Annotated in this window: 12 protein-coding genes and 2 pseudogenes; 10 read left to right on the top strand and 4 right to left on the bottom strand. The window is 62.4% G+C overall.

The genetic code is table 11. The annotated features are described in order from the left end of the window. The first annotated feature begins 118 nt into the window (after window positions 1-118). Together typA and PSO31014_RS17180 are read left to right on the top strand one after the other, a co-directional pair. Window positions 119-1,939, top strand: coding sequence for a translational GTPase TypA (gene typA / locus PSO31014_RS17185; protein WP_150552730.1), 1,821 nt, complete (start codon window positions 119-121; stop codon window positions 1,937-1,939). 136 nt (window positions 1,940-2,075) lie between these two features. Beyond that, the gene (locus tag PSO31014_RS17180; RefSeq protein WP_150552729.1) at window positions 2,076-3,188 is read left to right on the top strand and encodes an enoyl-CoA hydratase/isomerase family protein; all 1,113 of its coding nucleotides are present in this window, start codon (window positions 2,076-2,078) and stop codon (window positions 3,186-3,188) included. A 38-nt stretch (window positions 3,189-3,226) separates the two neighbouring features. On the opposite strand, the gene PSO31014_RS17175 is transcribed toward PSO31014_RS17180, so the two are convergent. Together PSO31014_RS17175 and lexA are read right to left on the bottom strand one after the other, a co-directional pair. Next, a complete protein-coding gene (locus PSO31014_RS17175) occupies window positions 3,227-3,634 on the bottom strand; it encodes a hypothetical protein (RefSeq protein WP_174976553.1) in 408 nt (135 codons plus the stop codon). Window positions 3,635-3,808: 174 nt separating this feature from the next. Next, window positions 3,809-4,462 (bottom strand): transcriptional repressor LexA, encoded by a 654-nt coding sequence (lexA, locus tag PSO31014_RS17170; protein WP_150552727.1) that lies wholly within the window; start codon window positions 4,460-4,462, stop codon window positions 3,809-3,811. Between the two features lie 256 nt (window positions 4,463-4,718). Between lexA and PSO31014_RS17165 the strand changes: the two genes are divergently transcribed. From PSO31014_RS17165 to PSO31014_RS22970, 7 genes and pseudogenes are all read left to right on the top strand, one after another. Continuing rightward, a complete protein-coding gene (locus PSO31014_RS17165; protein WP_425494886.1) occupies window positions 4,719-5,750 on the top strand; it encodes a sulfate ABC transporter substrate-binding protein in 1,032 nt (343 codons plus the stop codon). A 34-nt stretch (window positions 5,751-5,784) separates the two neighbouring features. Beyond that, on the top strand, window positions 5,785-6,648 hold the full coding sequence (gene cysT, locus PSO31014_RS17160) for a sulfate ABC transporter permease subunit CysT (RefSeq protein WP_150552726.1): 864 nt from the start codon (window positions 5,785-5,787) through the stop codon (window positions 6,646-6,648). A gap of 26 nt (window positions 6,649-6,674) precedes the next feature. Next, the gene (cysW, locus tag PSO31014_RS17155; RefSeq protein ID WP_246176755.1) at window positions 6,675-7,580 is read left to right on the top strand and encodes a sulfate ABC transporter permease subunit CysW; all 906 of its coding nucleotides are present in this window, start codon (window positions 6,675-6,677) and stop codon (window positions 7,578-7,580) included. 27 nt (window positions 7,581-7,607) lie between these two features. Then, entirely contained in the window at window positions 7,608-8,702 is a 1,095-nt protein-coding gene (locus PSO31014_RS17150; protein ID WP_150552724.1) for a sulfate/molybdate ABC transporter ATP-binding protein, read from the top strand. Window positions 8,703-8,916: 214 nt separating this feature from the next. Continuing rightward, window positions 8,917-9,855: a CysB family HTH-type transcriptional regulator gene (locus PSO31014_RS17145; RefSeq protein ID WP_150552723.1), complete on the top strand. Its 939-nt coding sequence runs from the start codon at window positions 8,917-8,919 to the stop codon at window positions 9,853-9,855. A 186-nt stretch (window positions 9,856-10,041) separates the two neighbouring features. Continuing rightward, the gene (locus PSO31014_RS17140; protein ID WP_150552722.1) at window positions 10,042-11,082 is read left to right on the top strand and encodes an asparaginase; all 1,041 of its coding nucleotides are present in this window, start codon (window positions 10,042-10,044) and stop codon (window positions 11,080-11,082) included. Between the two features lie 98 nt (window positions 11,083-11,180). Further along, window positions 11,181-11,339 (top strand): annotated as a pseudogene (locus tag PSO31014_RS22970) (IS5/IS1182 family transposase); the annotation flags it as partial. Between the two features lie 70 nt (window positions 11,340-11,409). On the opposite strand, the pseudogene PSO31014_RS22725 reads toward PSO31014_RS22970, so the two are convergent. After that, window positions 11,410-11,832 (bottom strand): annotated as a pseudogene (locus PSO31014_RS22725) (DDE-type integrase/transposase/recombinase); the annotation flags it as partial. A gap of 41 nt (window positions 11,833-11,873) precedes the next feature. Beyond that, the gene (locus PSO31014_RS17120; protein WP_150552719.1) at window positions 11,874-12,506 is read right to left on the bottom strand and encodes a TetR/AcrR family transcriptional regulator; all 633 of its coding nucleotides are present in this window, start codon (window positions 12,504-12,506) and stop codon (window positions 11,874-11,876) included. Between the two features lie 246 nt (window positions 12,507-12,752). On the opposite strand from PSO31014_RS17120, the gene PSO31014_RS17115 reads away from it, so the two are divergent. Continuing rightward, on the top strand, window positions 12,753-13,553 hold the full coding sequence (locus tag PSO31014_RS17115; RefSeq protein WP_174976551.1) for an enoyl-CoA hydratase/isomerase family protein: 801 nt from the start codon (window positions 12,753-12,755) through the stop codon (window positions 13,551-13,553). The last annotated feature ends 21 nt before the right edge of the window (window positions 13,554-13,574 follow it).

Genomic DNA, 13,574 nt, shown 5'->3' with positions numbered 1-13,574 from the left:
ACGCCGTCGACGTTCCTGGGGAGGGGGGCGTTGCTGCATTGCAGAAAGACCATGACGTGAGACACGCGCAAGTGGTAGAATCGCGGATTCTCCAAAGGCTTTTTTCGAGCACCTCTTCATGACCCGCGCTCTCCGTAATATCGCCATCATCGCGCACGTCGACCACGGCAAAACCACGCTCGTCGACCAACTGCTGCGCCAGTCGGGCACCTTCCGCGAAAACCAGCAAGTCGCTGAACGCGTGATGGACTCGAACGACATTGAAAAAGAGCGCGGCATCACGATCCTCGCCAAAAACTGCGCCGTCGAATACGAAGGCACGCACATCAACATCGTCGACACGCCGGGACACGCGGACTTCGGCGGTGAAGTGGAGCGTGTGCTCTCGATGGTCGACAGTGTGCTGTTGCTCGTCGACGCCGTCGAAGGCCCGATGCCGCAAACGCGCTTCGTGACCCGCAAGGCCCTCGGCCTCGGTCTGAAGCCGATCGTCGTGGTCAACAAGATCGACCGTCCGGGCGCGCGTCCGGATTGGGTGATCAACCAGACGTTCGACCTGATGGACAAGCTTGGCGCGACCGACGAACAGCTCGACTTCCCGGTCGTCTACGCGTCGGCCCTGAACGGGTTCGCGAGCCTCGATTCCGACGTACGCGAAGGCACGATGCGCCCGCTGTTCGACGCGATTCTCGAACACGTGCCGGTCCGCGAGGCCGATGTCGATGCCCCGCTGCAACTGCAGATCAGCTCGCTCGACTACTCGACGTTCGTTGGCCGTATCGGTATCGGCCGTATCACGCGTGGCCGCATCAAGCCGGGTCAGCAAGTGGTGATGCGCTTCGGTCCGGAAGGCGAAGTGCTCAAGCGCAAGATCAATCAGGTGCTGACGTTCCGCGGCCTGGAGCGTGTGATGTCTGACGGCGCGGAAGCCGGCGACATCGTGCTGATCAACGGGATTGAAGACGTGGGTATCGGCGCAACGATTTGCGACGTCGACACGCCGGAAGCCTTGCCGCTGCTGACGGTGGACGAGCCGACGCTGACCATGAACTTCTGCGTGAACACGTCGCCGCTGGCCGGCCGTGAAGGCAAGTTCGTGACGAGCCGTCAAATTCGCGACCGTCTGCACAAGGAACTCAACCACAACGTGGCGCTGCGCGTGAAAGACACGGCCGAAGATTCCGTCTTCGAAGTGTCGGGCCGTGGCGAACTGCACCTGACGATTCTCATCGAGAACATGCGTCGCGAAGGCTACGAACTGGCCGTGTCGCGTCCGCGCGTGGTGCTCAAGGAAATCGACGGCGTGAAGCATGAGCCGTACGAAATGCTGACCATCGACCTGGAAGACGATCACCAGGGCGCGGTCATGGAAGAAATCGGCCGCCGCAAGGGCGAAATGCTGGACATGGTGTCGGACGGCCGTGGCCGTACGCGTCTTGAGTACCGCATTCCGGCGCGTGGCTTGATCGGCTTCCAGGGCGACTTCCTGTCGATGACCCGCGGCACGGGCCTGATGAGCCACATTTTCGATGCTTATGCACCGCTCAAGGATGGCACGCTGGGCGAGCGTCGCAACGGCGTTCTGATCTCTCAGGACGACGGCGCTGCCGTGGCCTACGCGCTGTGGAAGCTGCAGGATCGCGGCCGCATGTTCGTGTCGCCGGGCGACGCCCTGTACGAAGGCATGATCATCGGTATCCATAGCCGTGACAACGACCTCGTGGTCAACCCGATCAAGGGTAAGCAGCTCACGAACGTGCGTGCGTCGGGCACCGACGAAGCCGTGCGTCTGGTGCCGCCGATCTCGATGAGCCTCGAGTACGCCGTGGAATTCATCGACGACGACGAACTGGTCGAAGTCACGCCGCAGACGATTCGCCTGCGCAAGCGCTACCTCAAGGAACACGAGCGCAAGCGCGCATCGCGTGACGAGAAGTAAAGCCGGCGAGGGTGTCGTGGCGTAGCAGAGAGACTTCTGTTACGCGCCGATGCCAGTCTGTTGGAACGAAAGCCGGTGCCTCGCACCGGCTTTTTTGTTATCCCTTTCGTTGACGTCACTGAAGCCATTGCCAGACATGACCGACTTTGTGAGTACCGACATCCGCGGCCGTATCGGCTTTATCACCCTGACCCGCCCGAGGGCGCTCAACGCGCTCTCGCACGACATGATTCGTGCCATGGTCGCGGCCCTCGATGCATGGCGCGACGATCCGCGCGTGCTTGCCGTCGTCCTGCAGGGCGAGGGGGAGAAGGGCTTGTGCGCGGGCGGTGATATTCGCTATTTCCATGAGGCTGTGAGCGCGGGGCGCACCGACATCATGGATTTCTTCACTGACGAGTACACGCTGAACTACACGATCGCCACCTACCCGAAGCCCTATATCGCGCTGATGGACGGCGTGGTGATGGGCGGCGGCATGGGTATCTCGCAGGGGGCGGCGTTGCGACTGGTCACGGAAGCCACGCGCATGGCGATGCCCGAGACGGCCATCGGACTGTTTCCCGATGTGGGCGGCGGACGCTTTCTCGCGAATCTTGCCGGTCATCTTGGCGAGTACCTTGGCATGACGGGCGTGGTGTTCGGTGCCGTTGACGCATGCGAAATCGGTCTGGCCGACGCGGTGGTGCCGCGTACCGAATTACCGGTGCTCTGTGAACGGCTGGCGAGCGGCGATTGGCCGGACAGTGGCGCCGTACTTGACGCGGCGCGCGCGTTCGCCCGGCAAAGCGTGCCGCCTGCCGGACTGGCTCCGGGCAAGCTTGCGCCGCTGCGCGATGTGATCGACCATCACTTCGGCCTGCCGGATCTACCGGCCATTCTGGCGTCGCTCAAGCGTGAAGCCCGCTGCGAGTTCGCCGGCTGGGCGCAGGAGACGGAAGGTCTGTTGCGCGCCAAGCGCTCGCCGCTGATGGTTTGCGTCACGCTGGAACAGGTGCGTCGCGCACGCAAGCTTTCACTCGCCGACGAGTTGCGCGAGGAGTGGCTGATGATGCGCTGCGTCTTCAATCTTGACGGCCGTACCGGGGCGGAGGGCGTTGAAGGCATTCGCGCGATGGTCGTCGACAAGGATCATGCGCCGCGCTGGCAGCACGGCAGCATCGAAGCGGTTTCGCCCGCCGACATCGCGCGATTCTTCGATGGCGATCGGCATGGCGCGGACCATCCACTGCGCGAACTCGGGCGATAAGCCCGTCGCGCCATGGAGGGTAGCGCTGGTCCGAGGGCTTATACCGCGGCCTGACAGAACTGATCGCCGACGGCCAGATCGAGTTTGCGGCAGATGTCGGCGATGCTGCCGACCATCACGATGTGCGACATGTCGCGATAGACGCGCACCTCGTGCCCACCTTGCATGTCGCGTTGCTGAACGTCTCGCACGCTGCGCGATGCTTTGACGGCTTTTCCGGTAGGGCACGCGCGGCGCGTGGCCGACGCCATGGCGGCGAGTGTGCGGGGCAGGGTCGTGGAGCGCGAGCGCGCAGGCACGGTGTACGAGCGGGCGATGGCCGGGGCGGCGGCAAACGGGCCGGACAGAGCCGACAGACCGTACACCGCAGACAGCCGCGCCTGCGACGGCACGCGGACGCGCGGTTGACCAAAAGACGTACGCAGCAAACCAAAGAGTCGAGCCATGATGCGATCCTTCCTCCAATGTGGGTCTGAGGGGCGCGTCCTGCCACGACCTTCACGAATCGCGGGCGCAGCAGGGCACGGGCGCCGGACCCAGCCCGGCGCAGTCGGAAATGCGAAACTTCAGTGAGTGGGCCGCTGCGTGATCGAGACGCGGCGCAGTACCCCGGTTTGCCTCTAGAGGTCGTTGTTGCGGATCAGGCCGACCGCAATCCCTTCCAGCGCAAAGTCACCGCTGCCTTCGTTGACATCGATGTTCTCGAATTCGGGGTTTTCGGCGATCAACTCGACGCCGCCGGGCACACGGTGAAAACGTTTGACGGTCACATCGTCGCCAATGCGGGCCACGACAATCTGGCCTTCGCGCGCGTCGGACGATTTTTGTACCGCCAACAGATCGCCGTCGAGAATGCCCGCGTCGCGCATGGACATACCGCGCACCTTCAGCAGGTAATCGGGCTGGCGCGCGAACATGTTCGGGTCGCACTGAAAGTTGCGTTCGATATGTTCCTGCGCCAGGATCGGGCTACCTGCGGCAACGCGCCCGACGAGCGGCAGCGACAGTTGCATCAGGCCCATATGCGGCAACGTGAACTGATACGTGCCGCCCGCTTCGTCGAGCCGCTTGAGGCGAATGCCGCGCGATTGGCCCGCGGCCAGTTCGATGACCCCTTTGCGCGCCAGCGCCCGCAGGTGCTCCTCCGCGGCGTTGGCGGAAGAGAAGCCGAGTTCGGCGGCGATCTCGGCGCGCGTTGGCGGAAAGCCGGTGCGCTCGATCGCTTGTCGGACCAGTTCGTAGACCTGCTGTTGACGAGCAGTAAGTTTGATCATGGCATCACTGTATGGAAGCACAGGTGGCTGTATTTTTGTACAGTGTTTGCAAAAACGCAAGGGAAAACTTCATCGCCTGCATGACGTTTCTGTCCCAAACCGCCATCGGGCGACTTCCGCAGGGTCAAATCGATGTCGACATGAACGAACTAATCCATGATTTGATATAAACAATCGCCTAAATATTATTTTTAAGTATTTAGCCGTCCCCATAGACTGGCCTCCTACACACGAAAACGACGAGGGAGTGCAAGTCATGGGCCAAGTCATGCGGGGAGGGAAGGCCAGGGCGCTGGCGATCGCACTGGGAGGGCTGGCACTGACCGCGGGCCTGTCGCTTCAGGCGCGCGCCGCGAGTCTATCCCTGCTCAATGTGTCGTACGACCCGACGCGCGAGCTATATGCCGACTACAACAAGGCATTCGAGGCGCACTACAAGCAGGCCACTGGCGACACGGTGACGCTCAAGGCTTCACACGGCGGCTCGGGCAAGCAGGCCCGTACGGTGCTCGACGGCGCACCGGCCGACGTCGTGACGCTCGGCATCTCCGCCGACATCGACGAACTGGCGCGGGCCGGACTCGTGAACAAGGATTGGCAGAAGCGTCTGCCCGATAACGCCACGCCGTACACGTCGACCATCGTCTTGCTCGTGCGCAAGGGCAACCCCAAGCGGATCAAGGACTGGAACGATCTCACCAGACCGGGCATCAGCGTGGTCACGCCGAACCCGAAGACGTCGGCCGGCGCCCGCTGGAATTACCTTGCCGCCTGGCTCTATGCGCTCAAGCAGCCGGGCGGCAACGAGCAGACCGCGCAGGCCTTTGTCGCGGCGCTCTACCGCAACGTGGGAGTACTCGATTCCGGCGCGCGCGGTGCCACCACGACCTTCGTCGAGCGCGGCATCGGCGACGTGCTGATCGCCTGGGAAAACGAGGCACTGCTCTCGGTGAAGGATCTCGGTCCGGACAAGTTCGACATCGTCGTGCCGTCGTCGTCGATTCTCACGGAGCCGCCGGTTGCCGTGGTCGACAAGAACGTCGACAAGCACGGAACCCGCAAAGCCGCTGAAGCCTATCTGCAATGGCTGTATTCGCCGCAAGGGCAGGAGATCGCCGCGAAGCACTTCTATCGTCCACGCTCGCCGGACATCGCCAGGAAGTATGCCTCGCAGTATCCGAAGCTCAAGCTCTACACGGTCGACGCCGATCTGGGCGGGTGGACGAAGACGCAGGCCAAGCACTTTGCCGACGGTGGCATCTTCGACCAGATCTACACGAAGAAGTGACCCCCAGGGCCTGAGAAGACAAAGGGATGCAAGCATGAGTACCGCACTGTTTCCGCGCTGGCGCAAGCCGAGTGCCTTGCCGGGCTTTGGCCTGACGATGGGCTACACCGTTGGCTATCTGAGCCTCGTGGTGCTGGTGCCGTTGCTGATGGTGTTCATTAAGGCCAGCTCGCTCGATTGGGCGAGTTTTATCGCCGCCGTGAGTTCGCCGCGCGTGCTGGCCTCATACCGCCTCACGTTCGGCCTGTCGCTCGCGGCGGCCATGCTCAACGCTGTGTTCGGTGTCGTGCTGGCGTGGGTGCTGGTGCGCTACTCATTCCCCGGCAAGCGTTTCGTCGATGCGCTGATCGACCTGCCATTTGCCTTGCCGACGTCGGTCGCGGGGATCGTGCTGGCCTCGATCTACGCGCCGAACGGCTGGGTCGGACACTGGTTCGCCCCGTTCGATACCAAGATCGCCTTTACGCCGTTAGGCATCTTCGTGGCGCTGACTTTTATCGGACTACCGTTCGTTGTGCGTACGCTTCAACCGGTGCTCGGGGAATTTGAACGCGAACAGGAAGAGGCCGCCGCGTGCTTGGGCGCAACACGTTGGCAGACGTTGCGTCACGTGATTCTCCCCGCGGTGCTGCCCGCGCTGCTGACCGGATTTGCGCTGGCCTTTGCGCGCGCGGTGGGGGAATACGGCTCGGTCATCTTCATTGCCGGCAACATTCCGATGGTCTCGGAAATCACGTCGCTGCTGATCGTCACCAAGCTCGAGCAGTACGACTATGCGGGCGCCGCGGCGCTGGCCGTGGTCATGCTTGTGATCTCGTTTGTGTTGCTGCTGCTGATCAATACCCTGCAATGGTGGCTGCAACGCCGCCATACGGGTCGACGCGCCAGTGGCGCTTGATTCAAGATAAAGAGAACGTCTCGCTCATGTCCGATTCACTTGCACTGCCGCGCGTCTTGCTGCAACCGATCCACGCCCGCCAGGCCAATCCGACCGACGAGCCGGCGTTCGCCAAGGGCGCACTCATTGCCGTGGCGCTGTTGTTCTTCGCATTGTTTCTGCTCTTGCCGCTCGCGTCGGTCTTCGTCACCGCGCTGGGCAAAGGCTTCTCCGCGTATTGGGACGGGTTGACGAACGACGACGCGCTGGCAGCCCTTCGTCTCACGCTGCTGATCGCCGTCATTGCCGTACCGCTGAACCTGGTGTTCGGTGTAGCGGCGTCGTGGGCGATTGCGCGTTTCGACTTCAAGGGCAAGAGCGTGCTGACGACGCTCATCGACTTGCCGTTCTCGGTCTCGCCGGTGATCGCGGGCATCACGTTCCTACTGATCTTCGGCCGTCAGGGACCGCTATGGGACTTTCTCGACGCGCACAACCTGAAGGTCGTGTTCGCGCTGCCTGGACTGATACTCGCGACGGTGTTCGTCACGTTCCCATTCGTCGCGCGCGAATTGATCCCGCTCATGCAGGCGCAGGGCAGCGAAGAGGAGGAGGCGGCGCGCGTGCTGGGGGCCAGCGGCTGGCAGGTATTCACGCGCGTGACGCTGCCGAAAATCAAATGGGGCCTGCTGTACGGCGTGATCCTTTGCAATGCCCGGGCGATGGGCGAGTTCGGTGCCGTGTCGGTCGTCTCCGGCCATATTCGCGGCGAGACGAACACGCTGCCGCTGCACGTGGAAATTGAATACAACGACTACCACACGGTGGGCGCGTTTGCGGCGGCGTCGATTCTCGCGTTGCTCGCGCTCGCCACGCTGGCGCTGAAGCTGTGGGCTGAGCGCAAGCTGGTACAGGACAAGGCCGCGCGTCGCGAAGACGCCGTGCAGGCCTGAACCGGTATCGCTTCGAGGAGCAAGACCATGAGCATTCAGGTACAACAGGTGTCGAAGCGCTTCGGCGATTTTGCGGCGCTCGATGACGTCACGCTCGAATTCCCGACGGGCGAACTGGTCGCGCTGCTGGGGCCGTCCGGCTGCGGAAAGACCACACTGCTGCGTATCGTCGCGGGCCTGGAGTTTGCCGACGCCGGTCGCGTCGAACTCAACGGCGAGGACGTGGCGACGGTCGGCACGCGCGAGCGTCAGGTCGGCTTCGTGTTTCAGCACTATGCGCTCTTCCGTCACATGACCGTGTTCGAGAATGTGGCGTTCGGGCTGCGTGTGAAGTCGCGCCGCGAGCGGCGCTCGGACGCGCAGATCCGCACCAAGGTGCATGAACTGCTTGGCCTGGTGCAACTCGACTGGCTGGCCGATCACTATCCTGCGGAACTCTCGGGCGGTCAGCGCCAGCGCATTGCATTGGCGCGTGCGCTGGCTGTCGAGCCGAAAGTACTGCTGCTCGACGAACCGTTCGGTGCGCTCGACGCCAAGGTGCGCAAGGAGTTGCGCAGTTGGCTGCGCCGATTGCACGACGAGTTGCACATCACCACGATCTTCGTCACGCACGATCAGGAGGAGGCGCTCGAAGTGGCCGACCGTATCGTGCTGATGAATGGAGGCCAGGTCGAACAGATCGGCGCGCCGCAGGACGTGTACGACACGCCGCGCAGCCCGTTCGTCTACGAGTTTCTCGGGGCCGTGAACCGGCTGCCGGGGGAGTTGCGCACGCACGACTTCATTGCCGATGTCGGGACCGGTGCCGATGCCGGCGCGTTTCGCGTGACGGTGCACAAGGACGATTTGCCCGCCACGCCTCAGGACGGGCGCGCGATGGCGTATGTCCGTCCGCACGATCTCGCGCTGTTGCCTTTGCACGACGGCGGGCCTGGGATCGGCGTGACCGTGCGCCGCGCGATTTCGCTGGGCGGCACGGTGCGCGTGGAACTTGCCGCGCCGGGAGGGGCGGTGTGGGAGGCGGAGCTGACCCGCTCGGGTTGGCAGGCGCTCGGTGCACAAAGTGGTGCGCCGCTGCGGGCGGTGCCGCGTCAGTTGCGGGTGTTTGCCGCGCCGGCGTGAGCCGCACGGCAAAACGGCGGCGCTAGTCCACGCGACCTGGGGGGCGTCACGCCTAACGACTTGACAGACGATCTAACCGACGAGCGGACAAGGCGTAGCGAACAAGGCGTAGCAAACACGACATAGCAAACACGGCGTCACGAACAGGACCTCACGAACAGGACGTCGCGAACAAGACGTCGCGGACCGACAAGCAACAGGGTGGAGTTCCCTCATGAATTTTCAGCAATTGCGCTACGTGCGCGAAGCCGTTCGGCAGAACCTCAACCTGACGGAAGCCGCCAGTGCGCTATACACGTCGCAGTCGGGGGTGAGCAAGCAGATCAAGGATCTCGAAGACGAACTGGGCGTGAATGTCTTCGTGCGTCGCGGCAAGCGGCTCACGGGGCTCACCGAGCCCGGCAAGGCCGTGCTGCAACTGATCGAGCGCATGTTGCTCGACGCCGACAACCTGCGCCGTGTGGCGCGTCAGTTCGCGGATCAGGACAGCGGCCATCTCGTGCTGGCGACGACCCACACGCAGGCGCGCTATGCGCTGCCGCAGGTCGTCAAGCAATTCACGAGCGTGTTCCCAAAGGTGCAACTGGCGTTGCGGCAGGGCAGCCCGCGTCAGATCGCACAGATGGTGATCGACGGCGAGGCCGACATCGGCATCACGACCGAGGCGCTTGATCGCTTTCCCGATATCGTCACGTTCCCGTGCTATTCGTGGCATCACGTCGCCGTCGTGCCGAAGGATCATCCGCTCGTCGGGCGAGCGGGCGTCACGCTGGCGGAGATAGCCGACTATCCGATCATCACCTATGACGGCGACTTTACGGGGCGCTCGCACGTGGACAAGGCGTTCTCGGACCAGGGCCTGGTGCCGGACATTGTGCTCACTGCGCTCGATACGGACGTGATCAAGACTTACGTCGAGCTGGGATTGGGCGTGGGGATCGTGGCGGCGATGGCCGTCGATCCGCGCAAGGACCAGGAACTGGTGGTGCTGGAACTCGACAACGCGTTCGAGCCGAGCACGACGCGCATCGGCTTGCGTCGCGGTGCGTTCCTGCGCTCGTATGCGTACCGCTTCATCGAAATGCTCGCCCCGGCGCTCAAGGAGCAGGACATTTCGACGCAGCTGCGCGGAGCACTCGACTTCGCGGCCTGATGTGTCGTCGCGCCGGACCGCATGGGGGGCATGCTCAAGCGGCGCCGGGCGTTGCCTGGTGTCGTCCGGTGTTGTCAGGCGCGCCGCTGCCCGTCGGCCGTGACCCGGCCGCGATCCCGTTCAACGCGGCGGGATCCATATTTTCAGCGATTGGGAAGCCGGGCAGTATTGGATACAATTACTGCCATGACTTCGACCTCATTCAATCCGATTCCCCACTACACGGTGTCATCGGGCGATCTGCCGCGCATTGCGTTGCTCGCCACGGGCGGCACGATCGCGGGCAGCGCGTCGGACGCTACGCGTACCGCCGCTTATCAAGCCGGGGCGCTTGGTGTCCAGGACTTGCTCGCGGCGGTTCCGGCGCTGGGCAGCGTTGCGCATATCCACGCGGAGCAGGTCGCGCAGATCGATAGCAAGGACATGAGCGTGGCGCTGTGGCAGAAGCTGGCCGCGCGCGTGAACGCGTTGCTTTCGCAGCCCGATGTGTCCGGTGCGGTGATTACCCATGGCACCGATACGCTTGAAGAAACAGCGTACTACCTGCATCTGACGGTCAACAGTCGCAAGCCGGTGGTGCTGACCGCGGCGATGCGGCCCGCGACGGCGCTCTCGGCTGACGGCCCGCTCAACCTGCTCAACGCCGTGCGCGTGGCCACCGACCCGATTTCGGCCGGGCGCGGCGTGATGGTCGCCATCAACAACCAGATTCATTGCGCGCGCGACGTCATCAAGACGAGCACCTACAAGGTCGATGCGTTTCACTCGCCGGAGATCGGCGTGCTTGGCTGGGTGCAGGACGAGCGCGTGGCGTATCAACGCGCGGCGTTGCAGTACCACACCGTCGAAAGCGAGTTCGTTGGACTTTCGGGCGAATTGCCGGCGGTGGAAGTGGTGTCGAGTTATGCGGGGGTGTCGCGGATCGCCGTCGACGCGCTGGTGGAAGCCGGCGTGCAGGGCATCGTGGTCGCGGGCACGGGCAACGGCTCTCTGCATTCATTGCTGCAACAGGCGCTGGCCGAGGCGGTGCAGCGCGGCGTGACGGTCGTGCGCGCCGCGCGGGTAGGTAGCGGACATGTCATGCACAACGGCGCGGCGCCCGACGATCAGTATGGCTTCGTGAGCGCGGGCAACCTGCATCCGTTCAAGGCGCGTGTCTTGCTGATGCTGGCGTTGCAGGCGGGCGTGCCGCGCGAGCGCATGCAGAGCCTGTTCGACGAGTATTGACGTCCAGACGTCAGGAAACGCTGATTTCTTGGCACAGCGGTGACCGGAGACGTGTCCGAAGCGGTTGTCGCGATGGTTTACAGCAGGGGCCCACGACGATGGCGCGACAAATCGGCGATTTGGAAGCGGGCGGTGCAGACAATAAGCGAATGACTCGGCATCAGCGTTTCCTTGACGAGATGGAGTAGCTCGTGCCGTGGTCGCGATTGTTCACGGCAATTGAGCCGTACTATCCGAAGGGGGGGGCGTCGGACCCGAAGTCCGAAAATCAGGAAACGCCGAAATATCTTGGCCGTGCATTGGAGCCTTGGTGAAGATATGCGCCTGCCGAACATGCTCCAGGTGTTCCCACAGAAATTGCGAGCGCCATTCGTATCGAGCGGTCCGCTTGAACCGTTCGATATACGCGTTATGCATGGGGCATGCCCGGCTCGACGTATTTCAGCCTTATGCCTTGCTTCTGCGTCCACCTCACAATGGCCGCACTCAGGTATTCCGGGCGTTGTCACAACGAATCCCCTTCGGCTTGCCGCGCCATTAGACGTGCTGCTTCAGCGTGCGAATCACCCGCTCGGACGGCAGCGATAAATCCACCTCAATGCCCAGCGCCTCGCGGGTGAAATCATCAATCAAATTCAGCGCCAGAATGCTGCGCCCGTCAACGAGCTGATCATGCATGAAGTCCATCGACCACACTTCGGTGATGACGTGCGGCACCGACAGCGGCTGTGGTGTTTCGCGCACCAAGCGGTGGACAACTGACCGCACACACACCAATCGTAGATACATCGTTAAATGCCACGCGTGCGCTTCCGCTTTCCACAAACTTCCGTGTGGGCGCGATCCCAACCGACTGCGCGCAAGAAGAACTCGGCCGCATGCGACGAGATCTGCTCTGCGCTGTACTGTCCCGCCTCCTGATACCAACCTGACATGCCTTCCGCCATGCTGAAAAGTTGCAGGCACGCGAGCTTGACGTCTTGCGGCGGAATCAACTTTTCACGAACCGCATCGGCAAGCGTCCCTCGCACAATCTTCTCCACGGCGTCGCGCCGAGCAATCACTCGCGTTCGATTTTCGGGCTTCAACGACCGGAGCATCTCGGCCATCAATCGCCACGACTCTCGGCGAATGATGGCCTGAGCCGTTACATACTTGACGACGCTGACAAGTCGGCCTTTGACATCCTCCCGAAGCTCTCGATCAATGGCCTCAAGTTCACTGAGCATCTGTGACATCTCTCTGTCCTCGATTGCAAGGATAACGGCCTCTTTCGACGGGAAGTAGTTGTAGATCGCTGAAGGGACGATGCCTAGATCGGCACAGAGTTCTCGCGTGGATGTCGCCACGTATCCATAGCGTGAGAAACGCTTCAAGGCCGCCTCCAGAAATTCTTCCCGTCGTGGCATTCCAGTTTTTGACATCTGTGTTCTGCTTCCTGTGAGTGTTTAGCGCCGTTTTGCGCCATGCGGATTGTCTTGGCCCCATCGGGACATACCCTAACCAGGACCCTGCCGTCGTTCCGGCAAATGGTCGCGATGCCCCATAGGTCAAGGCTTACCAACCTGTGCCGTCATCGACATTATAGAGCGCTCGCTCTTAAAAAATTGTTTGCAGAGCGAGCGCTCTGTCATATTATCGCTTCTATGTTTCCCATCACGAGGCGTCTAATGAGTGAAGTTCGCACCCGATCCTACGGCAGCGCAGCCGTGATCACAGTCTCCAATCCACCTCACGGATACATGACGCATGAACTTGTCGGCGAGCTTCTGCGCGCGTTTCGTGCTGCTGAGCGCGATCCGCTTGTGCGAACGGTCATCTTCACCGGCGCGGATGCCGGTGTGTTTATCCAGCATTACGAGTTAGCAGAACTTGAGGCCTTGAGCCGCAAACTGACCCGACGTGGCGATCGGTATACCGAACACGCGCACACACCCGAGCGCGAGATGGATGTCCTTTTCCGGCGCATTGAGGACTCTGCAAAGCCGGTGATCGCAGCGATCAATGGCAACGCAATGGGGTTCGGTTGCGAGCTTGCGCTCGCCTGTGACTTTCGAATAGCCGAGAGCGGCAATTACCTGCTGGGGCAGCCTGAGATTCTTGTCGGACTTGTGCCGGGCGCTGGCGGGACGCAACGACTTGCACGAACTGTGGGCGCGGCCCGCGCGCTCGAGCTAGTGTTGTTCGGAAGGCGCCTGTCGCCCGCGGAAGCGCTCGCAGTCGGGCTGGTGCATGAGGTGAGCTCGGGCCCGGTACTCGACTTGACACTGGAATGGGCGAAGAGGTTCGACAAGCTTTCGCCAACCGCGATCGCACACGGCAAGAGACTCATTCATCAGGCAAGTGAAACCTCGCTCCAAGAAGGCCTTCAGAAAGAACGCGCCCTTTTTGTCGACACGCTTGCAACGCCCGAGGCAAATGAGCGTCTCTACCAGGCGGTGCGAGAAGGGCGTGATTTCCGCACAGTCTGACAGGTTGAGCTACCGGACTAT

The organism is Pandoraea soli (genome assembly GCF_902459595.1).
In the GTDB taxonomy this organism is placed as follows: domain Bacteria; phylum Pseudomonadota; class Gammaproteobacteria; order Burkholderiales; family Burkholderiaceae; genus Pandoraea; species Pandoraea cepalis.
This window is presented reverse-complemented; position numbering and strand designations above follow the sequence as displayed.